Origin of the sequence: Bacteroides sp. ET225 (assembly GCF_024733745.1) — a bacterium.
In the GTDB taxonomy this organism is placed as follows: domain Bacteria; phylum Bacteroidota; class Bacteroidia; order Bacteroidales; family Bacteroidaceae; genus Phocaeicola; species Phocaeicola excrementipullorum.
Genome location: NZ_JANRHN010000035.1, coordinates 1 through 22,718, shown reverse-complemented (window position 1 = coordinate 22,718; position 22,718 = coordinate 1). Strand labels below are relative to the sequence as shown.

At 35.6% G+C, this 22,718-nt stretch carries 16 protein-coding genes and 1 pseudogene; 7 read left to right on the top strand and 10 right to left on the bottom strand.

Annotation, left to right across the window (positions count from 1 at the left end; genetic code table 11):
* Nucleotides 1-32: 32 nt before the first annotated feature.
* The 8 genes from NW212_RS12670 to NW212_RS12635 all read right to left on the bottom strand — a co-directional run bounded on the left by NW212_RS12670 (nucleotide 33) and on the right by NW212_RS12635 (nucleotide 14,658).
* Nucleotides 33-1,910, bottom strand: a complete 1,878-nt coding sequence (locus NW212_RS12670; protein ID WP_258339004.1) for an FAD-dependent oxidoreductase — start codon at nucleotides 1,908-1,910, stop codon at nucleotides 33-35.
* Between the two features lies 1 nt (nucleotide 1,911).
* Nucleotides 1,912-3,546 carry a DUF4832 domain-containing protein gene (locus NW212_RS12665; protein ID WP_258339003.1) on the bottom strand — a complete coding sequence of 545 codons (1,635 nt, stop codon included), beginning with the start codon at nucleotides 3,544-3,546 and terminating at the stop codon, nucleotides 1,912-1,914.
* A 7-nt stretch (nucleotides 3,547-3,553) separates the two neighbouring features.
* Nucleotides 3,554-5,026: a DUF4832 domain-containing protein gene (locus NW212_RS12660; protein ID WP_258339009.1), complete on the bottom strand. Its 1,473-nt coding sequence runs from the start codon at nucleotides 5,024-5,026 to the stop codon at nucleotides 3,554-3,556.
* 124 nt (nucleotides 5,027-5,150) lie between these two features.
* Nucleotides 5,151-6,794 carry a SusE domain-containing protein gene (locus NW212_RS12655; RefSeq protein ID WP_258339002.1) on the bottom strand — a complete coding sequence of 548 codons (1,644 nt, stop codon included), beginning with the start codon at nucleotides 6,792-6,794 and terminating at the stop codon, nucleotides 5,151-5,153.
* Between the two features lie 24 nt (nucleotides 6,795-6,818).
* Complete coding sequence (locus NW212_RS12650) at nucleotides 6,819-8,750, bottom strand: RagB/SusD family nutrient uptake outer membrane protein (protein WP_117674188.1); 1,932 nt, start codon at nucleotides 8,748-8,750, stop codon at nucleotides 6,819-6,821.
* An 11-nt stretch (nucleotides 8,751-8,761) separates the two neighbouring features.
* Nucleotides 8,762-12,145 carry a TonB-dependent receptor gene (locus tag NW212_RS12645; protein WP_258339001.1) on the bottom strand — a complete coding sequence of 1,128 codons (3,384 nt, stop codon included), beginning with the start codon at nucleotides 12,143-12,145 and terminating at the stop codon, nucleotides 8,762-8,764.
* A gap of 156 nt (nucleotides 12,146-12,301) precedes the next feature.
* Entirely contained in the window at nucleotides 12,302-13,366 is a 1,065-nt protein-coding gene (locus NW212_RS12640; protein WP_258339000.1) for a FecR family protein, read from the bottom strand.
* Between the two features lie 146 nt (nucleotides 13,367-13,512).
* Nucleotides 13,513-14,658, bottom strand: a complete 1,146-nt coding sequence (locus NW212_RS12635; protein ID WP_258338999.1) for a glycoside hydrolase family 105 protein — start codon at nucleotides 14,656-14,658, stop codon at nucleotides 13,513-13,515.
* A gap of 216 nt (nucleotides 14,659-14,874) precedes the next feature.
* On the opposite strand from NW212_RS12635, the gene NW212_RS12630 reads away from it, so the two are divergent.
* The 5 genes and pseudogenes from NW212_RS12630 to NW212_RS12605 all read left to right on the top strand — a co-directional run bounded on the left by NW212_RS12630 (nucleotide 14,875) and on the right by NW212_RS12605 (nucleotide 19,627).
* Nucleotides 14,875-15,171, top strand: coding sequence for a hypothetical protein (locus NW212_RS12630; RefSeq protein WP_258338998.1), 297 nt, complete (start codon nucleotides 14,875-14,877; stop codon nucleotides 15,169-15,171).
* A 38-nt stretch (nucleotides 15,172-15,209) separates the two neighbouring features.
* Nucleotides 15,210-15,422 (top strand): glycoside hydrolase family 3 N-terminal domain-containing protein, encoded by a 213-nt coding sequence (locus NW212_RS12625; protein WP_258338997.1) that lies wholly within the window; start codon nucleotides 15,210-15,212, stop codon nucleotides 15,420-15,422.
* A gap of 137 nt (nucleotides 15,423-15,559) precedes the next feature.
* Nucleotides 15,560-16,854: pseudogene (locus NW212_RS12620) on the top strand (glycoside hydrolase family 3 C-terminal domain-containing protein).
* A 6-nt stretch (nucleotides 16,855-16,860) separates the two neighbouring features.
* On the top strand, nucleotides 16,861-17,097 hold the full coding sequence (locus tag NW212_RS12610) for a fibronectin type III-like domain-contianing protein (RefSeq protein ID WP_258339008.1): 237 nt from the start codon (nucleotides 16,861-16,863) through the stop codon (nucleotides 17,095-17,097).
* A gap of 67 nt (nucleotides 17,098-17,164) precedes the next feature.
* Nucleotides 17,165-19,627, top strand: coding sequence for a glycoside hydrolase family 3 protein (locus NW212_RS12605; protein WP_258338994.1), 2,463 nt, complete (start codon nucleotides 17,165-17,167; stop codon nucleotides 19,625-19,627).
* A 58-nt stretch (nucleotides 19,628-19,685) separates the two neighbouring features.
* Here the strand turns inward: NW212_RS12605 and NW212_RS12600 are convergent, their stop codons facing one another.
* Nucleotides 19,686-20,264 (bottom strand): RNA polymerase sigma factor, encoded by a 579-nt coding sequence (locus NW212_RS12600; RefSeq protein ID WP_181214799.1) that lies wholly within the window; start codon nucleotides 20,262-20,264, stop codon nucleotides 19,686-19,688.
* A gap of 259 nt (nucleotides 20,265-20,523) precedes the next feature.
* On the opposite strand from NW212_RS12600, the gene NW212_RS12595 reads away from it, so the two are divergent.
* Complete coding sequence (locus NW212_RS12595) at nucleotides 20,524-21,177, top strand: PASTA domain-containing protein (RefSeq protein ID WP_258338993.1); 654 nt, start codon at nucleotides 20,524-20,526, stop codon at nucleotides 21,175-21,177.
* Between the two features lie 22 nt (nucleotides 21,178-21,199).
* Nucleotides 21,200-22,372 carry an RluA family pseudouridine synthase gene (locus NW212_RS12590; protein ID WP_258338992.1) on the top strand — a complete coding sequence of 391 codons (1,173 nt, stop codon included), beginning with the start codon at nucleotides 21,200-21,202 and terminating at the stop codon, nucleotides 22,370-22,372.
* Here NW212_RS12590 and NW212_RS12585 read toward each other — a convergent pair.
* Nucleotides 22,314-22,541, bottom strand: coding sequence for a hypothetical protein (locus NW212_RS12585; RefSeq protein WP_258338991.1), 228 nt, complete (start codon nucleotides 22,539-22,541; stop codon nucleotides 22,314-22,316). The genes NW212_RS12590 and NW212_RS12585 overlap by 59 nt on opposite strands.
* Between the last annotated feature and the right edge of the window lie 177 nt (nucleotides 22,542-22,718).

Here is a 22,718-nt window from a genome sequence, read left to right as displayed (position 1 = left end):
ATATTTACATTTAAAATAACGCTTTTCAATAACTATTTTCCTTGTTCAAATGCCCTCGGTTTTTCCAATAAGCGGTTAGGCAAATTGAATTTTTGATTATCCGGAAGTTCAGATTTAACCCCTGCCCCTTCTTTCATCAAATTCTTCAACTCAGTCAAGTGATGTTGATAAATTTCGCGTGGTAAAACGCCATATTGATGACACAATGCCGCCGCCATACCTACAACTTCCCCCATCATACCTGTAGTACGCATTACACGAACTGTTCCCAATCCTACATGAGTAGTACTGATGTTACGGCCTGCCATAAACAAATTGTTCACATTACGCGAATACAAACAGCGATAAGGTACTGCATAAGGATGAATAAAAAGATGCTTCGTAGCAGCCTTAAACTCCTGTTCCGGGAAAAGTTCCGAGTTCTTCGGGTCAGGGAAATGCAAGTCTATACTCCAGGTAGTTGTAAATGAAGCATCCTCATGAAACACTCCCTTGTCTATATCATCCTGTTTCAAGATATAATCACCCATAAGACGGCGTGATTCACGTTTTCCTGCTATATAAGCTACCCAATCAAGAGACAAATTGCGGTATTTTTCCTTTTCTTTCCATTCATTTTTCAAAAAACTCCAGTTTGAATAGACTACCAACAAACCATAATCCCTTATAAGTTCAGCTTCATCTATCTGGTTTTTATTCATACCTGTTTCCCAAGTCCACTCACCCATTTTTACCTTCTCACAATTATTTTCGTTAAATTCCAACCCGTAATTGAATTTAGGGAAAACAGTTTTTTTACCATTATCCTTTGAATACCACTGTATTGAAGCTCCCATAGTCAGACTGTCAGCCTTTTCAGGAGCCAATGATTCTCCGAATTCACTTCTTGATTCCCTGCCCATGCGGAAATCAGCTCCAGCTAAATAACCGATAGTACCGTCTCCAGTACAGTCTGAAAACAAAGCGGCCTTTAAACAAATTTCTTCTCCTGTTTCTATATGTTTGATTACAACAGATGAAATCTCGGTCCCATTCATCTGTACAGACACAGCCCTATAGTTGGCATATAACGTAACGTTCTTCTCAGCTTCTATAAAATTCTGCTTTTTATCATCTTCATAATACTCTGCCGGCTGTGCATTTCCTTTTTTAGAATGACCAAACTCACGCAACATTCTGCCTAATCCTTCATTAGGTCCAATCTCAGAATATCCGCCAAGATGTACACGAACTTCAGCACTGTTGTTACCGCCTAAAACCGGACGATCATTAACCAAAGCGACTTTGCACCCCATACGTGCAGCCGTGACAGCCGCACACATTCCGGCAATACCTCCACCTACAACTACCAGATCATACGAAGAAACTTCTTTAGGAAACGCCGGCAAACCAAGCATTTTTTTTCTAAAATCCGCCAATTCATTTCCTTCCATAGGCGGAACAAAATCTTTCTGTGTAGTAAAGTAAACGGCATCAATACGTCCGTCAAAGCCTGTCATGTCTTTCAGTACCACAGTTGCTTCACCACTTTTTACATTAACTTTTCCGGCATACTGCCATGTCCATTTTTCGCCTTCACATCCCAACACTGTAGGCAATGTTTTACCGGCTACCTGTATCTTAAAGCATCCCGGACCCTTTCCTTTATACCACGGAGATGTCCAGTTATACGTACGTACATATACATGATAAGTTCCCTTTTCCCGGAAATTTAATTTTGTCTTAGCATCCTCAACCGGCACTCCCATTCCATGTGCCAACAAATATGGAGAGCCCATCTGATCCATAAACTGCTGATCAACTTTCCACCCTCCTTTATCGCTGAAACTTTCAGCTTCAATAAAAATTGAATTTGAATAAGCTAATTGAAAATAAAATCCAATCCAAAAACAAAGAATATACCGTAACATACTATTTAACTATAACATCCCTTAATTTTAACCATCCTTTAGATGTCACATTCTTAGATACAGAAAGTTTAATGCCAATCGTAGGGTCTTCTTTCTCCATATCAATAATACCAACTGCCCATATATAATTTCCTGTAGGTATATTTTCTATTTTAATATTAAATATATATTCCTTTTCGTTACCTAAAATCCAATCACACGCTTCTGGCTTATCATCAACAAACATAAATTTAACATTCTCCGTTTTTGTATCTAATAAAGCAAAAGCAACTTTATATTTATTCTTCCACTGTGGCATATTTGTTGGACAATACCCCCATCCAATATTCTTCCAATAATGTACTAAAGTAACAGAAGTATTATTTTCCATTGTCGTTGGTAAAGACACTTTACTTGGATATAAACGATAGCCTCCTTCTTGTACGAAACGTTTTACTAAATCAAAGCTCTTACCAAACCATGTTTCTGTCTCGTTCCCTATACGAAAATCCATCATATTAACATGAGCTTCCTGTGCATCTTTAAACTCACCATTACGAACATCTTCAGGATGTCCTTCTCTGTATTTTCCTTCAGAATCAGTCCAATACCTATGAGTTCCAACGACCCATCCTCCTTCCATAATTATTGGGCGTTTATAAAACCATTTTTGTGCAAATTCACGTTCCCAATTTCCGTAATAAGGATGCATGCCAAAAGCATCATGTCTTAAAGAATATCCCTTTTCTACAGCTTTTCCTATCAGACGTTCAGTATCTTCATCGTATGTACTTTCATTTACCCAATCTCTACCAGTACCAATCCAGCGATGAAAATTAATTAATAATGGAACTCTTTTAAATGCATCAGCATATAAAGATGTAGCCCAATCAAAAACAGACTCACGAATTGGCAATTCTTCTTTACCTTCAACTTTTGTTCCATAATACCATACAGTATGATATTCACCCCATTTACCTAAACCAGTACCACTGATAAATTGAACTTTATCTGGATCATCAAACCTTTCTCCTAAAGCATAGATAAATTTTTCATAATATTTTTGGAATATAGGATCATCTGGATAAGGTGACCACACTGTAGCTGACCCTGTAACAGTTTCATATCCTTTTGCACCCGCATCTTTAACAAACGCTGGCGTAAAATTATCATGTTTATCCCTACTATCTACAACAAACGTAAAAGCCAACTTCATACCTCTTTTTTCAGCCTCTTCCATAAACCCCTTTAAACGTTTTGAAGCTTGAGTTGTACATTCATCCTCCCAAGCATAGACCCCATCTTCAGGATTAAAATCAGCCCAAGCACCACGTAAATATAAAGTATTTGAATAGTCTGATACCTTTACAACACTACCTTCTGATGTGTGCATATTATCATAATCACTCCAGTATGTTGTTGAAGCTCCATCTCCAATACTTGCATAAGTGACCCACTCTGTAAAAGGATTATGTAATATTAAAGATCTATCAGGTTCAATTTCAACCAATTCATTGCCTTCTATATCTATATTTGGTTCATCTTCTGATGATGATACCACATCACTTTTTCCACATCCAACCAAACATAGAGTCAAAAATACGCCACTTACAAACGAACTAGCTACTATTCTAAAAAATTGTACATCAGATTTCATAATATTATTATTTAAATTCAACATTGTTCAATTTCAACCATCCATTAACAAGTACCTCTTCATCAACAGAGAGTTCCAAACCTATTTTATTATCATTTGTCTTATCAATTACCCCTACAGCCCAAACATAATTTCCTCTTTTTACTTTTGATAAATCAGGAGTAAATACATATTTTGTAGGCTGTTCTTTTATCCACTTGGATAAATCAGTATTATCGTCTACAAAAGAATATTTTACATTATTTTTCAGATCTAATAAAGCAAAAGCTACTTTATATTTTTGATTCCACTGAGGAATGTTTGTAGGGCAGTATCCCCACCCAACATTTTGCCAAACATGTTCAATTTTCACATATCTATCAGAATTCACCTTTTGTGGTAGTGAAACAGAACTTGGATACAAACGATATCCTCCCTCCATTAAAAACTGCCGAACCAAATCAAACGCATCATTAATCCAGGAAGATGTCTCTCCACCAAAACGTAAATCCATCATATTAACATGAGCTTCCTTACTGTCATCATATTCTCCTTGACGCACATCTCTAGGATTTTTATAACCGCGAGGATCTTTCCAAAAGCTATGATGAGCTTTCACAATCCACCCTCCTTCCATTATTATAGGACGGACATAACGATATTTTTCTGCAAATTTACGCTCCCAACTTCCATAATATGTTGTCATTCCAAATGCGTCATGACGTAAAGAGTAACCTTTTGCAATTGCTTCTTCCAACATTGATTCACTATCAATATCATAATGTTCATCATCAACCCAATCTTTTCCAGTACCAATCCAACGATGATAATTAATAATAACTGGCACTTTATCAAATGTATTTGAATATAAATTAGTTACCCAATCGAAAACTGCTTTCTTTGGATTTTCATCACCTGTAGAATATAACAATGTATGATATTCCCCCCACTTACCTAATCCGAAACCATCTATAAATTCCATTTTTTTAGGGTCATTAAATTCTTTTCCCAAAGCTTTTACAAACTTTGTATAGTATTTCTGGAAGATAGGATCATCCGGATATGGAGACCATTTACCTCTACTAATAAATCCTTTAGCTCCTGCATTTCTCACAAACTGAGGCGTAAACTCAGAAGCTTTATCACGACTATCTACTACAATGCGGAAAGCTAAACGCATATTTCTTTTATAAGCCCCATCTATATAAGCTTTCAAATTAGAATTAGTAATCCATCCATATTCACCATCATTAGGATTAAAATCAGTCCAACTGGCACGAATATATAATGTATGGGCATAATCTGAAAGTTTTACTTCTTTTTTTAAATCAGGTACATACATATGATCATATTCATTCCAAAATTCTGATGCATCCTTGCTCATTGAAGCATAAATAACCCATCCTGATAAAGGATTGCGCAAGATACGATTGACATCAGGCTGAACGACCACCGTAGTATCGTTTTTTATCTTTGCATAAATTTGACTCATGCTACACATGGCCAATAATATTAACCATACTATTATCTTTACATTCATACTTTTATTTTTAAAACAAAAGCCATATCTAAACTTAAATCTCAAAAGACAAGTTTGATACGGCTTTTGTATATTGCTAATTTAATTATTTTGCATCAAAAATTACCGTCAAATTTTCAATATCAAGTTCCACATAATTTACTGATGTAGGAATACTAAAGAACGCATACCTATTATTTCCTTGTCCTTGAACAACAGTTTGCTGTTTTCCTAAATCAGCCTCGGTAAGATCAAGACAACCATCATATGAGCCTCTTAAAGCTTCTGCTGTTGAACCAAATGTATAACATCCTGCACTTTGTACTCCTATTTTAAACACTAATCCTCCAGGATGAGAATTTCCATCTTTATCCTTTACAGAATTCTGACGAGGAAGTTTTTCACCTTTGTAAATAAATAAATAAGGATTAGCCAAACTTGGTGTCATAGAATGTGCTAAATTAAAACCTGTATCCCAAGGGGTACTTGGTTTTGGATTTTCAGTTTTCCAACCATCATATGGTCCCCAAATATATACTCTCTCAACAACAGTTGTAACATCATTATTATTATAACTCCATGTAATCTCTCTAGGCTGAGGATCAGTATCAGGAGAATAAATAGTAATCTTCTTCGTTTCAATATTAATGACTACGCGATATACACCTTGATTTTTAATATTCCACGATGAATGAAGAGCTGCTTCTTCCGGAGTCTTGATTGTAAAAGACATTTCTTGTCCATCAGTAAAATCTCCACCAGTTTCTGGAGCTATAGCCATTGATTCTTCACCATCAAATAATATTGGGAAATAAACTTTTCCACTCTGAAGTTCCGCATGGAAAGCATACTGTTTTTCATTCTCTATTGTCTGTGTCATTTCTTGTTTTTCAGAAACACAAGTTCCAGATACAAATATCTTATCAGCTGTTATATAATCACTTGCAAGTCCTATCGAAACTGTATGATGCTCAAAATCAACAAGAACCCTATAAGTGTCTGATTCAGGAATTACCCAAACACCTGCTTTTTCAGCACTTTTGACAACTGCTTCCAGTTCTTTTCCTCCCTGAATAGTCTGTTCAGCAACAACAGGAGAAATCACATTAACTTTATTCTCATCCTCATAAACAATTGGGAAATTTATGTTACCGGCTTTTAATGATACAATACCAACATATCTAAGAGGATTACTAACCATTGGTCTAATTTCAATATCCTCTCCATCAACGGCTGTTCCTGAGATATAAAGTTTATCAGCCTTAAATTCTTTCTCAATATATGTTTGAATTTTTACTGAAACTGTGGAAATTTCCGGCTTAACAAACTTTGGGCCTTCCAAAGATCCTATAATACGGGCAGACAAAGTTGTTGTTGTACCAGGAGTTAATTCCCATTCATCTGTCAAAAGTTGTTGTAACTCTTTATGAGTATAACTTTTAGAAGACTCACCATCAACGAACTCCTTTATAAGAGTATTATCACTAAAATCATTAGAAGCCAAATCCACTTTATAAATATAAGACAACGAATATTCCGAAGAAATAGGATCAGCTTTTGTCCAATTTAAAGTCAATGCAATATCATTAGGAGTATCCTCATTCAATTTAATATCAGTCGCAGAAGCTTCTATAACCAAATCTGAGCGATTATCCAACGGATTAACATCATTTTCTTCATTGCAACCTATCATACAACTTCCTACTAATAAAAGTAAAAAAGCCTCTTTAAAACTATATTTATTCTTCATGATTAATCTAAATTAATTAATATATCAATTACCAGCAATCCAATCAGGGGTTTGACGCAAATTGGTGTTCTTATCAATATCATCCTGAGGTATTGGGAACCAATAACTTATAAATTTTCTTGTTTCATAAACAACTCTTTTATAATAATCATCCCTATTTCCAGCTTGTGCATATGCGTTCATGGCATAGAAATCACCGTCCAATAAATCTTTAGCTAATTTCCATCTTCTCAAATCATTAAAACGCAATCCACATTCGCAATTTAATTCAACCCTTCTTTCCTGACGTATTAGAGTTCTCATTTCTTCACCACTTGCAGGAGGTGTAATTTCCCCTTCCGCATAACCATACTGAGGAATACCAGCTCTTTGTCTTATTCTATTTACATACTTCAATATTTCAGATAGATTTGCAGCATATGTTCCATTTTCTATACTCCATTCATTTAATGCTTCAGCATAACTTAAATAAGCCTCCGCCAAACGATAAAGTGAACCATGACGCGATTTATATGTTCCACTATTTTCTTTAGGATTTGCAGTAGGGTCAGTTCTCTTACGACACATATATCCAGTCCAAGGAGCATCATGAGAAGGACCTCCATCCTTTCCATCCATAAAGAAATCACAGTTACGTTTGCCTACCCAATGGTATTCTTCATTATACATTACTGATATATAAAATCTTGGTTCACGATGAGCGTACATATTGTATGTATTTTTTGCAACAATCAAATTATGATCTGCAGTAGCACTACCATTTCCTGAACCATAAATCCAATTTGTAGGATAATATTCATCATCTGTTGTATATCCACTTTCACTATAGTTGTCAACATCCGGATTAAGAATAGGAGAGCCATCAGAATTATATCCCAAAATAGGCATTTTTCCATCTTTCATAAAGAAAGCATCAACCAAAGATTGACTTACACAGATAGCTCCTACTCCATTTAATCCCATACCACGTGGAGTACATTGTTTATCAAAATATCCACCTGAATCCATTGTTCGAGCAAAAAGAATTTCATTATTTCCCTCAATTTTTCGCTTTAACAAAGCGTTCTGATAAGAAAGAAACGGATCAATAGTTGTTCCATCTGTCAGATACTCAATATGCAACTTATGACCAGCAGCTTCAGCTTCATCAATAAGTAATTGACAAGCGTCAACAGCATCTTTCCATCTTTGTGGATCTTTTTCTTTGCTAAAAATAGGTGTTCCATCACAATTCACAATATCAGCCATGTCGGGATTACCATTCACCAAATCACTTGCAGCAAAAAGTAACAATCTTGCACGCATTGCAAGGCAGGCTATTGAAGTAACACGTCCATATTTTTGAGATTCATCATAAGACGATGGTAACACTTTCGATGCTTCCAGCATTTCATTAGCAGCCCAATCAACTACATCGTAAAACGGTTCTTGCTTAAGCATTAAATTATCAGATGACGCTGATTCAGCAGCTTCACGAATGATTGGTACAGAACCATATGTCATAACTAACATTGAATGAAAATATCCAATAAAAAAGCGACATTCAGCTTTCATATATTCAACTTCTTGTTCAGTAACCCCAGGAACTGCATGTGCATATTTTATAAATTGATAGGCAGAGCGAATTGCTTTAGGAAATGTAGTCCAATAACTTATGACTCCAGGACTATCAGCCGTCCAATTACCTTTTTGATAAAGAATAGCCTTAAATCCTTGCGACTCCCATCCTTTAGAAGGAGTCAATTCATCTGCAATTGCATCTGGTCCGTCATATGTATAAAATTCTGGAAGTTCCTGATAAATAAAAGCTAACCATCTTTCCATATTTTCTTTATTCTCAAATACAGTTTCTAATGTTAACTGATCATCTGGTTCTTTATCCAAATAATCATTACATGATGACATAGAGAATAAAGCAAAGCAACTCAAAGCAGCAATTTTTATATATTTTTTCATATAGAATTCAATTAAAATTTAATTTCAAAACCAGCAGAAATAGATTTCATTATAGGATAAGCGGCACCATTATTAGTATTCAACTCAGGATCCCATAATTTAAATTTAGAGAAAGTAAACAAGTTTGATCCTCGCAAGAAGAAGCGAATTCCATCCATACCAGCTTGTTGCATCCAAGTTTTAGGTAGAGAATAGCCTAACTCCAAATTCTTCAAACGTAAAAAACTCATATTTCTCAACCACCAAGTAGATGCTTCACTGTTATTTTTATTTATACCATCATCTAATCTTGGATAAAATACATCTTGACTCGGATTTTCTACTGTCCAGCGATCATCTGCATTAGTAAACATATTTCCAGTTACACCACGATTAAATCCAGGAATGATAGAACCGGAAAGTATCCTCCAACTTCTTCCAATGCCTTGGAACAATACTCCGAAATCAAATCCTTTATATTGAAGATTAGCCCCAAAACCATACACAATTTCCGGATCAACTGTACCTCCAATGGCTGTTTGATCAAACACATCTACTTTTCCATCTTTATTTACATCTACATACTTTATATCTCCAGGACGGAGTTTTGAAGAGAAGTTTTGTGCTGGTATTTCTTCTTTAAGAATACCATTTTCAACATCTACAAAATCATCTTCAGTAAACAAACGATCTGCAACATATCCAAATAACTGATTAATAGGATGTCCAGTTCTAGCACGATTTGTTCCTACAACTGCATCTGCCTCATCCTGTTCAGTTATTTCATTATGAGCATAAGTAAATGTTCCCATAACACTTAAAAACAAATCCTTACCAATACGTTTATTAAAATTCAAAGCTGCTTCAGCACCACGATTTGTAACTTTTCCAAAATTACTCCATGGTTGTTTTATAAATCCTGCTGTCAATGGTATTGATTCACGTTGCATAAAGATTCCATTTCGTCTTTCATCAAAATAATCCAACGATAAATCAAGCATTCCATTAAATAAACCTAATTCTAAACCAAGATTTGCCTTATTAACAACTTCCCAAGTCAAATCAGGAACAGCAAACTCACCCTCAGCCATACCAACACGACTAAAACTACCATCTTCTCCCCATTTATACATTCCCAGATCATCATAAGAATCAGCAATAGTAGATAAATACGCAAAACGACGACCACTTAAATTAGCATTACCAACCTGACCATAGGATGCTCTAAGTTTTAACTTAGAAATAACCTTTCTTGCTGGTTGCATAAAATCCTCTTCAGAAATAATCCATCCAATAGCTCCAGAAGGGAAAAAACCGTATCGTTTACCAGGAGCAAAATTTTCAGAACCATTATATCCGAAGTTAAATTCTGCTACATACTTTCCTGAATAAGTATATGATGTTCGTCCTGCAAATCCTTGATTACGGTATGGCAATTTACTTCCATCATCATAATTTCTCCTATTAAACATCAACATGGCGGAAACAGCATGTTTCTCAGCAAAAGTATGATCATAATTAAGACTTAACTCCATATATATACTTTTGTTTCCATAATCACCACTTTTAGAATAACCTAAAAAATTATCTCCGTTAGTTTTCTTTGAAATAATTAGATTACCTTCATCATCGCGTCCTGTAGCTGGATTATAATAATCAGGATTCATTCCACGACTTACTGTACCTGAAGAATACCTATCAAACGAAAAAGTTCCTTTTACCTTTAAACCTGGTGTTACAAATTTTAAATCTTGCTCTAAAGAAAATAATGTCTCAATTTTACTTGCACTAGTTCTTTGATAACCACTCTGTGTGGCCCATGCCCAAACATTAGGTTCTTCAGTAGTAGGTATTTCTCCTGATGAATATTGAGGAGGAAACGCATGAGGTACAGCTAAAAAGGCTTTAGAAAAAATCTCACTTATACTTTTGGTTGTTGAATTTCTATCTTGTAAATAACCACCAAGATTAAAACGCATTTGAGTTGTAGGAGATAATTTCAAGTCAACATTAGAACGTACGTTATAACGTTGTAATTTCAAAGAAGGATCCCACTCGTGAGTCTTATCTCTCTTTAAAATTCCTCTTTCATTATAAACAGCCGCAACAAAAGAATACTTCAAACGTTCACTACCTCCAGATATATCAACGGTAACACGTTCATTTGATGCATAATCGTTAGAAATTGCATCAATCCAATTTACATCCGGATACAAATCCGTATCATAACCGGAACGAGTTTTCTCTATTCTATCAGTGTACTTGGGCTGTTGTCCTGTATCTAAAAGAATATCATCCAATATTTGCATATAATCAGCAGCACCCAAAAATTCAGGTAACTGAACAGGTTGAGTCATAGCGAATTCTGTTTTAACAACAACACGAGGCTTTCCTACTTGTCCTCTTTTGGTATTAATAAGAATAACACCATTAGCACCTCGTACACCATAAACAGCACTTGCCGCAGCATCTTTTAAAACTGAAAATGACTCAATTTCTTCTGGATCAATATTATTCAAATCTCTTTCAATACCATCAACTAAAACCAAAGGATCTGTTGTGCCTGTTTGAAAAGAGCTAATACCGCGAATCCAAAACGATGAATTATCATAACCAGGTTCACCTGACCTCTGCACTCCAATAACTCCAGAAACAACTCCAGCCAAATTATTACTCAATGAACGAGTAGTTCCTGTACGAAGCTTCTCAGGAGCAACAGTTGTTATTGATCCAACAACAGACTCTTTCTTTTGAGCACCATAAGCAACAACAACAACCTCATCAAGTTGTCCAACATCTTCCACCATTACAACATTTAATACAGAATGACCATCTACGTCTATAGTTTTAGGAACAAAACCTACATAACTAAACGATAATTCAGAGTGACGATTAGGAACATTTATAGAATAAATACCATCCAAATTAGTTATTGTATTTACAGTAGAATCTCCTTTTAATACAACAGTAACACCTATTAGTGGCTCTCCCTTTTCATCCGTAACATTACCTGTTACCTTTATATTATTTTTTGAAGAATTATTTGTACGCTGTTGAGGAGTAGGAGCTGATATAATAATTTGTCGTCCATTCTTCTTATACTCCAAATCCGTTTTTTCAAATAATTCATCAAGAACTGAGTCTATATTATTGTCTGAAGTTGAAATAGAAACTTTATTTGACAAACGAGAATTTACTTCATCAGAATAAACAAAAATATAGTCACTATTTGCCTCTATACAATCCAAGACTTCACGAATTGTTGACATTGATTGAATTGAAAATACATCAGTTTGTGCATTCCAATAAATTTTTGATTCCGCAAATGTAATGTTCGGAATAATAAAAAAAGTGTTTAATACTAAAAAAAAACGAACTTTCTTTCTTATGTGTAAAAAAATTGGTTTCTTTACCATAAAATTTTCTTTTTAAGGTTTAACGTCAGATTTAGAATCTTTTTAAGAAAAAAATTGTCCAAGTTGACGGGGGAATACTACCATATTCTCCCGTTTTTAATTTTTCAAAATGTGTTCTCAAGTATCATTCATTAGGTATAAAAATTTAAATTAAAACTATTTTATTAACTCTATACCCCCTTCAGCAGAAGAGTGTATTTTAAAAGGTATAATTTGCTGGATATTATACAACATGTCATCCAAATTTTCTTTCAATTCCAATTTTCCGTATATTCTTTCATTAGAAAGTGACTTATCACATGAAATTGAAACACCATAATAGATTTGCAAACGACTTATAACTTCAGATAAATCATCTCCTTTAAAATGAATCCATCCTTTTGTCCAACTTATATAATCAGCTACATCTACGGAACGACAGTCAACTATTTTACCTTCTTCAAGACTCAACAACTCATTTGGTTTCAACACAGCCTTATGTTTATCCGTTCCTGTCACCTCTACAGATCCCTCAACTAATACTATTTGCGTTTCTTTCAAGGCATCATAAGTAGAGATATTAAACTTTGTACCTAAAACCTTCAAATCAAAATCAGAAGACTCTACTATAAAAGGACGTGCCTTATCTGGCGCAACCTCCAGATAAATTTCACCTTCCGCATAAATTCTTCGTTCTTTCTCATCAAAACGCTGAGGATAAACTACACGAGACATAGAATTTAGCATCAAATGAGTTCCATCAGCCAACTGCAAACGTACACGCTTACCAGCAGGTACAATAAGCTGACTATATTCAAGTTCTTTATCAGAATACTCTTCCTTTATGGTTTCTTCTCCATTTACCTGCATTTTTCCTTGTGCATCATACTGTACAAATGCATTCTTAGAAAGTTGTAATCTTTCTTTTGGAGTAACCAATATAACTTCTTCACATTCATTTGCTGGCATACTGTTTGCTAACTGGCGAATATCAGTATCAGTTAAATCAGAAGATAATCCAAGCAAATAATGTATTACAAAGCCAATAAAAACAGATGCTGCCAAAGAGAAAGAAGACACCCACAATAAATGTACACGGTGACGAATTCGTTCACGACGAATTTTTACCAATGTCCTCTCAACAATGGAGCTATTATCAAAGTCTGGATTCTTATAATTTTCAAATAAAGAATCTAACTTCTGCTTCAATTCCTCTGATGATTTCTGATTTTCTTGCTTCATTCTTTTAGGGCTTTCTATAAGTATAGACGCAAGTAATAAGAAAATTCCCTAGTAGATTTTTCTTTTTTTTGTAACAAAAAACAAAATAAGATAACATACGCTTGTTAATTTACTATAAATCAACACAATAAAAAAAGACATTAATATTATTTTTTTTCAAAATATCGTATTAATTGCTCACCGACAAGCATTAATGAAGCCGCGCCATAAACTTCTGTCATATTCTGTGTGACTGTTTCCGGACTAGCACCGATTGGTTGAACCCACCCTAACATTCCATCATTATTTATTGCTTTCTTTAAAGCTTGCCAACCTTTCATAGCATTTATAATATATATGTCTTCTTGAAGAAGTCCATTATTAATTGCCCAAAAAAGAGCAAAAGTAAAAAAACCTGTTGAACTTGTTTCCGGATTAGGGTAAGCATCCGGATCGAGTAAACTTGCTGACCAATAACCATTGTCACGTTGAAGAGGTGCAATACGTTTCAAAAGAGTTATCAACAAAGATTCATATCGTTCCCTCAAAGGACTATCCAAAGAAATCTGTTCCAACAATAAACACAAGCCTCCTGCTACCCAAGAGTTTCCTCTTCCCCAAAATACTTTTTTACCATTTTTTTCTCTCTTATCAAAATAGCTACCATCCCTATAGAACAATTGCTCTTCTTTATCAAATAAATACTCATAAGTGGCCCAATATTCTTTATCCATAAAATACAAATAAGAATTATCTCCTGTAATACGCGAAAATGCCGCATATACAGGGGGAGCCATATACAAAGCATCACACCACGTCCATCTATCATATTTACATGCTGTTGTATCTCCAAATTGAATTTCAGATGGATGATTAATAGTATAGTCCAGACGAGCCTGAGTATGCTGAAGAATTCTCTGATTCCTTACCTTATTATAAAGTGTTACGTACATCATACATACAGCAAAATCATCAGCATGATAAATAGACAAACGATTCTGACTGGTTCCATAATAGTTTCTATTACATATACTTTCATACCATTCTATCATCTGTGGTTCTTTAACAAATTCAGCCCAACGTGACAATGCAGAAAGAAAAACTCCATTTTCCCAACTTAAATCTCCGGCAGATTTCCAAATTCTGTTTTCATCCATATTTGGATATGCATTCATCTGCCATCGGCAAGTCCGATTAACCAAACGCTTTACTTCAGATATTTCTAATTTAAAATTAGGAGATAAAGCCCATAAAGCCGTTGAATGAGATAAAAACACAAACGCTAAAATTACAATATAAAACTCTTTTTTCATATCACATTTAATTATATTCAACTTATTCGCCCCTAAAGAATTAAGTATAATACCAGAAATTATAAAGTGATTGAAAAAACATTCTTTCTTGCAAAAATAAGTACTAAATACTAATTTTCAAAAGTAAATAAATATATTTTTAGTCATTTTTGTAAAAGTCATAAATATAATATATATTCGCTGCGGACAATTTTTATCACTTAAAAACTTAATAACATGAAACTTAAAAAGAGAATGACCTTATGGTTATTATGTTGGTGTGTCTTTGCACAAGGCGCAACACCAAACAAAGAAAAATCTTCAACTACAGAGAAAGACATTTTTATCGACAATTTACTCGATAAAATGACATTAGACGAAAAAATCGGACAACTTTACCAATGCAGTGGACAAGGAAACTTTACAGGACCTGATACTTTACATCTATCTATTGATGATTATATACGGCAAGGGAAAATAGGAACAATGTTAAATGTAACCGGTATAAAAAATATAAAAAATATCAATCATTAGCATTACAATCACGCTTGCATATTCCACTAATATTTGGATTGGATATAATACATGGTTATAAAACAGGATTTCCTATTCCTTTAGCAGAAGCTTCCAGTTTTGATCTTCAGATGATTGAAGAATCTGCCCGTTGTAATGCCTTGGAAGGTGCTTCAGACGGTCTAAATTGGACATTTTCACCTATGGTAGATATTTCTTGGGACCAAGATGGGGAAGAGTTATGGAAGGAGCTGGAGAAGATCCGTTTTTAGGTAGTAAAATTGCAGAAGCTAGAGTAAAAGGTCTTCAGGGTAACTCAATTGGAGATACATGCAGTCAATAGCATGTGTAAAAACACTTTGCTGGTTATGGAGCCCCAATAGCCGGTAAAGACTACAATAGTGTTGATATGTCAATAGGACAATTCGCTAATTACTATATGCCACCCTATGAAGCAGCAATAAAATCAGGAGCAGCAAGTATAATGAGCGCATTCAACGACTTTAATAGTGTACCATGTACAAGTAATAAATTTCTTTTAACAGATTTGCTCAGAAATAGATGGGGATTCAAAGGTATTGTTATTTCTGACTATAATTCTGTAGAAGAGCTTATTAATCATAGAATTGCAAAAGACAAAAAAGATGCAGCAAAACTAGCATTCAATGCAGGATTGAATATAGAAATGGTCAGTCAGTGCTATTTAAGGCATCTTAAAGAACTTATTAAAGAAGGAAAAGTTTTAGAAAAAGATTTAAACCAAGCAGTAAGATATATACTTGAAAAGAAATACGAATTAGGTTTATTTCAAGACCCATACCGTTTCTATGATGAGAATCGAAGTAAGAGAATTATTAATTCATTAAAGATTAGAGAAACTTCACGAAAGATGGCAGAAAGATCCATTGTATTACTAAAAAATGACAACCATATACTACCTTTTAACAATGAAGTACGTTCTATTGCGCTAATTGGACATCTTGCAAAATCTCAATCAGACATGGCTGGAGCATGGGCCGGAAACGTAAATAGAAGCAAAATCGTAACATTATACGAAGCATTAAGGAACAATAACATTAATATATTCTATTCAGAAGGTTATGACAAAAAAACAGGAAAAATAACACAGTTACAAACTTCATTACAAGCAGCACAAAAAGCCGATGCTGTTATTGTATGCATAGGTGAATTAGCAGAACAAAGCGGAGAGAGCAAATCAAAGACTAATATTGAAATACCAGAAGAACAGCAACAACTTATAAAAGAGTTAAAAAAACAGGAAAGCCTGTTATTACTCTACTGATGTGTGGCAGACCTGTTATTTTTAACAAAGTACGCAAACATTCAAATGCTATTTTATGCACATGGTGGTTAGGTAGCGAAGCTGGAAATGCAATATACAATGTTCTTTTTGGAAAATATAATCCTTCTGCAAAGCTTCCAATGACGTTTCCTACCAATATAGGACAAATCCCAATATTTTACCAATATAAAAGTACAGGAAGGCTAACACGGGAAGGTGTACATTATTGTACTTCTTATATTGACTCATCAACAGAGCCTGCCTATCCATTCGGATTTGGTTTGTCGTATACTGATTTCAAATATAGCAACCTTAAAATAACAGACAACTCTAATAATACTATTAGTTTACAAATAGATATCACTAATACTGGGACTATAGATGGAGAAGAAGTTGTATAACTTTATATACAAGACAAGGTTGCTAGTATCACCCGTCCCATAAAAGAATTAAAAGGATTCCAGAAAATATTCATTAAATCTAGTGAGACCAAAACTGTAACATTTATAATAGATGAAAAAGCTTTAGGATTTTATGATAATAACATGAACTTCATAGTAGAAAATGGAGTATTTATTTTCATGATTGGAAGTAACAGTAGAGATACACAAAATATTTCATACACTTTTAACAAAAAAATATAGTCATCTCATATTTTAATATTATTTTTGCCATCGGACAATTTTTTATTAATAACTTAAACCTTAAAACATGAACATTAAACAAAAAGCAAGTTGCTTGCTATTACTGTGCTGTGCTCTGAACTCAACTACAGCACAAGTAAGAATTACTCCCCAAGCGGAGCTAAGGGCAAAAAGCCTAGTAGAAAAAATGACACTAGAGGAGAAAATTGATTACATCTCCGGAGTTCGATCATTCTATATCAGAGCAATACCCCGATTGGGTATTCCTGAAATCAGAATGGCTGATGGACCACAAGGTATACGCAACAATACTAAAAGCACATTGTATCCTTCTGGCATTCTATCCGCTTCCACATGGAACAGAGAATTGGTGCGCCAACTAGGAAATGGTCTAGGCAGAGATGCCAAAGCAAGAGGTGTAAGTATCCTGTTAGGACCAGGTGTAAACATTTACCGTTCACCTTTATGCGGACGAAATTTTGAGTATTTTGGTGAAGATCCTTATTTAAGCAGTGAAACAGCCAAGCAATATATCCTTGGAGTACAAGATAAAGGAGTTATTGCTACAGTTAAACATTTTGCAGCCAATAATCAAGAATGGAGCAGACATCATGCTAGCTCCGATGTTGACGAACGTACATTGCAGGAAATTTATTTCCCTGCATTCCGTAAAGCAGTACAAGAGGCAGGTGTTGGAGCTGTAATGGACAGTTATAACCCCATCAACGGGGTACATGCAACCGAGAATGCATGGATGAATATAGAAATACTTAGAAAACAATGGGGATTCAAAGGTATTCTAATGTCAGACTGGACTTCCGTATATTCTACTGTAGGCGCAGCCAATGGAGGACTTGATTTGGAAATGCCTGTAGGAAAGTTTATGGTAAAAGAAAAACTGATTCCAGTTATTGAAAATGGAATAGTTAAAGAAAAAACCATAGACGAAAAAGTACAGCATATACTGCAAACCTTAATAACATTCGGCCTATTTGACAATCCGCTAGAGGATAAATCCATAGAAAGAGATAACGCAGAATCAAAAGCAACCGCATTAAATTTAGCAAGAGAAGGTATTGTCATGCTAAAAAATGATGATAATGTACTTCCACTCAGAAAGGGACATACACTTATTATCGGCCCAAACGCAGACATGATTCCTACAGGAGGAGGCAGCGGATTTGTAACTCCTTATTCTACCGTATCAGTTTATGAAGGTATGACACAAATAAAAGGTAATAAGAAAATAACCCTTTTATCAGACAGCTTACTGTATAAAGATATTTCAAAGAATATTTTTACTGACATCAGTTTAAAGAAACAAGGATTTACAGGATATTATTTTAAAGACAAAAAATTATCCGGTGAACCATGCCATCAGGGAATTACTACAAGAATAAACTATGCATGGAAATACGGTTCTCCATATCCAGACATTCAGGATGACCATTTCTCCGTTCAATGGAAAGGAGTCTATAAGGCTGATCAAAGCGGAACTATACGTTTCCAGATCTCAGGAGATGACGGATACAGAATATTAGTCAACGGAAAAACAATTTCAGGAGACTGGGGAAATCATGCACTAAGTTCAAGAAATGCCTTCATGCAGGTGGAAAAAGACAGTCTTTACCAGTTACAGATAGATTATTTTGAAAATGTAGGTGAAGCTACTATCAAATTTGAAGCAGGTATGTTGGATAAAAATCTGCTGAATTATGAATTGAAAAAAGCAGACAATGTAGTTATGTGCTTAGGATTTGACAGCAATACAGAATCTGAAGGATTTGACAGACCATTTGCATTACCATACGGCCAGGAGTTCCTCATTGATGAAGTAACAAAAGTACATAAAAATGTTATAACAGTGATAAATTCAGGAGGAGGCATAGACTTCCGTAACTGGGGAAATAAAGTCAAAGCTATTCTTATGGCATGGTATCCTGGACAGGAAGGGGGAAAAGCAATAGCAGAAATACTAACAGGCAAAATATCTCCAAGTGGGAAATTACCTATTTCTATAGAAGAAAAATGGGAAGACAATCCTACATTCAACAACTACTATGACAAGCGTAATGTTCCGCACAAGAGAGTTCAATACGCTGAAGGCATATTTGTAGGCTACAGAGGTTACGACCGTACAGGAAAACAGCCACTTTATCCATTTGGTTTCGGATTATCATACAGTCAATTCACGTATGAAAATTTGCAACTTAGAAAAAAACAAAAGAACCAAGTAGAAGTGAGTTTTGAACTTAAAAACACGGGAAAAATGAATGCAGCAGAAGTTGCACAGATTTATGTAAAAGACTGTAAAGCTTCTGTTTCTCGTCCCCTAAAAGAACTAAAAGGTTACGAAAAAGTGTTCTTAAAAAAAGGCGAAACGAAACGTATAACAATTCTACTTAATGAAGACGCTTTTAGTTTTTATGATACTGATAAAAAGAATTTTGTCATAGAAAAAGGAGATTTTGAGATTTTAGTAGGCCCATCTTCCTCTGAACTACCTCTAAAAGGAATTATCAATTTATAAATATGCATACTAATTAATCATTTAGCCTGGCCTCTGGCCAGGCTTTTTTGCACACTCCTTATTGAAAAAACGGAAGTAGAAAAAGCCACAATACCACTTCATCTTTTAAGGTTTCCATCAATTTTTTCATTGCATACGTCAAATGATTACTCACAGTTTTCACTGAAATATGCAATAAATCTGCGACCTCTGCATATGAAAGACGTTCTATCTTTACCAAATATAACACATGACGACTTTTAGATGGTAAAGAAGCGATAGCCGCATTTAAAATAGACAATTTTTCTTCCCCTATTAACTTTTCTTCTTGAGATGGGACTAACTCAAAAGTAAAGTCTTCAACCTCATCAAAAGACAGATTGGTATATTCAACGCTATCTTTACGAAGAAATGATATTGATTTGTTATATAAAATACGATATAGCCACCCTTTTATATTCTCTATTTTTCCTAATTTTTTCCGATGTTTCCATACTTCTAGAAAAACATCACTTACCACTTCCTCTGCACACTCCTTTTGATGAAGAATATTAAAAGTATAATGATATAAAGCAGAAGAATGATATTCAATAAACGCGATGAAAGCACGTTCATCACCCGCTACTAATTTGTCAATATTTATCTCCTTTTGTTCCACGATCTTATTTTGATTACATATTTTATCCTAGTCAGTACAAATTATAAGAATTCCCTACCTTTTCAGATACAAAGAAAGAAAGATTTTTTTTAAGCAAAAATTTTATTCTTAGTTTTTTATCTGAACAAAGCACTCACAAAAACATTTATTTTCTAAAGCTACAGATAACCATGTTAAAAAGACATAGGTTTCACCCGTAACTCCCCCGTATTCCAACAAAATGTTATATCTTTGTCCCAATTATAGACTTTGACGTAACATGATAACCCTGAAAGAATTCTTTTCATTTAAAAAGAACCGCTTTTTCTGGCTGAATCTCATAGCCATAATTGTCGTAATAATTGGTGCATGCTGGGGTACTTTGCTCTGGCTGGACAGTTATACACACCATGGAGAAGCTTACATGGTGCCGAATGTGAAGAACAAAACATTGAACGAGGCTCAGCAGGCTCTCAGCAACCAGAAGTTGAAAGGACTGGTTATCGACTCCAGCTATGTGAAAGGTGTGCCCGACGGTATGGTATTAGACCAAAATCCGGCAGGGGGAGCACGCGTGAAGGAGGGAAGAACAATTTACCTGACTGTCACCACTTCTAAAGTTCCTTTGGTAAAGTTGCCGGACTTGATAGACAACAGTTCTTTGCGTCAGGCGGAAGCCAAATTAAAAGCGATGGGCTTTAAACTAACGGAACCGGAGTACGTTTCGGGAGAGCAGGATTGGATTTATGGCATCAAATACCGTGGAAGAAACCTGGTGGTTAGCGGAGATAAAGTTCCTCACGAGGCCATGCTGACTCTCTGCGTAGGCAACACGGCGATTCGTGACTCTCTTGCCATGGATTCTACACAGATTACTATCGATATGAATTCGTCTGCCAACAGTGAAGCAGAGGTAGATGACTCTTGGTTCTAAATCTAACCCCCTAAAGAAAAAGATGGCAGAAGATTTGATTGATTACGAACTGGACGGAGATGCGCCAGACGATATTGAGCCGATTCAGGGTGAGCCTGAATTGTATGAGCATTTCCGTACGGTAGTAGATAAAGGACAGGCTCCTGTCCGCATCGACAAGTATTTATTTGAGCGAATTGTCAACGCGTCGCGCAACCGGATTCAGATGGCAGCCGACAACGGCTTTGTCATGGCCAATGGGAAACCGGTGAAAAGCAGCTACAAGGTCAAGCCGCTGGACGTGCTGACCGTTATGATGGACCGCCCGCGCTATGAGAATGACATTATTCCGGAAGATATTCCACTAAATATTGTATATGAGGACGATGACCTAATGGTCATCAACAAGCCTGCGGGACTGGTGGTGCACCCGGGATGCGGAAATTACCACGGTACCCTGGTCAACGCCATCGCATGGCATCTGCGTGACGTCCCGACCTATAACCCGAATGACCCGCAAGTGGGATTGGTGCACCGCATTGACAAGGATACCTCAGGACTTTTGGTGGTAGCTAAAACCCCCGATGCGAAAACCAGCCTGGGACTTCAGTTTTACAACAAGACAACCAAGCGTGAATACAATGCGCTGGTCTGGGGGATTGTAGAACAAGATGAAGGAACCATCACCGGCAACATCGGACGTAATCCGCGCGACCGGATGCAGATGGCTGTCATGTCCGACCCGGAACAAGGTAAACACGCCGTGACACATTATCAGGTATTGGAACGATTAGGGTATGTCACACTGGTAAAGTGCGTACTCGAAACCGGACGTACCCATCAGATTCGTGTACACATGAAACACATCGGGCACACCTTGTTCAATGATGAACGTTACGGTGGTCACGAAATCTTAAAAGGAACTCATTTCAGCAAATACAAACAATTTGTAAACAACTGTTTCGAAATCTGTCCCCGTCAGGCACTGCATGCCAAGACACTGGGCTTTGTACACCCTCGCACAGGAGAGGAAATGTTCTTCACTTCCGAACTGCCCGAGGATATGACCTGCCTGCTGGAACGATGGAGAACGTATATCACATCCCGGTTTTGCTTGTTCTGTTGTAATCGTATGTCATCGCTCTATATTCTTTATATTAAACATTTGCAACTTCTTTTCCATTCTTGTATCTGTAAATGCTTAAAGATTCGGTAGTCATCCAGTTGCAATCCTTTAATCTAAAACCATACTTTTCCTCCAGTGTTTCAAGAAATGATTCAAAATCCTCATAATTATAGGATTCGTTTATTTCTTTTTCTGTCAGCTCTATTATGTTTAAAGCTCCGCAGCAATAATCCAGTATCAATACATATTTAGGTTCCATATAATATAGTAATGCGTCATCTTCTAAACTCCACCGTGAAGAAAAACTGGGATGACAATAGTTTTTTATTGCTGTCCGATAAACTCGATTAAATATAAAAATGTAGTGTTCGGCCATTGTGTATTCAGTGGTCGAGTCTTATTTTATAGTTCCATGCCCCCTCAAAAGATAGATAAT

Bases quoted from the DNA above. Each gene is read 5' to 3' on its own strand.
- NW212_RS12655 (WP_258339002.1), bottom strand. From the start codon at position 6,794: ATGAAGAATAAATATAGTTTTAAAGAGGCTTTTTTACTTTTATTAGTA.
- NW212_RS12670 (WP_258339004.1), bottom strand. From the start codon at position 1,910: ATGTTACGGTATATTCTTTGTTTTTGGATTGGATTTTATTTTCAATTA.
- NW212_RS12640 (WP_258339000.1), bottom strand. From the start codon at position 13,366: ATGAAGCAAGAAAATCAGAAATCATCAGAGGAATTGAAGCAGAAGTTA.
- NW212_RS12635 (WP_258338999.1), bottom strand. From the start codon at position 14,658: ATGAAAAAAGAGTTTTATATTGTAATTTTAGCGTTTGTGTTTTTATCT.
- NW212_RS12585 (WP_258338991.1), bottom strand. From the start codon at position 22,541: ATGGAACCTAAATATGTATTGATACTGGATTATTGCTGCGGAGCTTTA.
- NW212_RS12605 (WP_258338994.1), top strand. From the start codon at position 17,165: ATGAACATTAAACAAAAAGCAAGTTGCTTGCTATTACTGTGCTGTGCT.
- NW212_RS12660 (WP_258339009.1), bottom strand. From the start codon at position 5,026: ATGTGTAGCATGAGTCAAATTTATGCAAAGATAAAAAACGATACTACG.
- NW212_RS12590 (WP_258338992.1), top strand. From the start codon at position 21,200: ATGGCAGAAGATTTGATTGATTACGAACTGGACGGAGATGCGCCAGAC.
- NW212_RS12630 (WP_258338998.1), top strand. From the start codon at position 14,875: ATGAAACTTAAAAAGAGAATGACCTTATGGTTATTATGTTGGTGTGTC.
- NW212_RS12665 (WP_258339003.1), bottom strand. From the start codon at position 3,546: ATGAAATCTGATGTACAATTTTTTAGAATAGTAGCTAGTTCGTTTGTA.
- NW212_RS12650 (WP_117674188.1), bottom strand. From the start codon at position 8,750: ATGAAAAAATATATAAAAATTGCTGCTTTGAGTTGCTTTGCTTTATTC.
- NW212_RS12595 (WP_258338993.1), top strand. From the start codon at position 20,524: ATGATAACCCTGAAAGAATTCTTTTCATTTAAAAAGAACCGCTTTTTC.
- NW212_RS12645 (WP_258339001.1), bottom strand. From the start codon at position 12,145: ATGGTAAAGAAACCAATTTTTTTACACATAAGAAAGAAAGTTCGTTTT.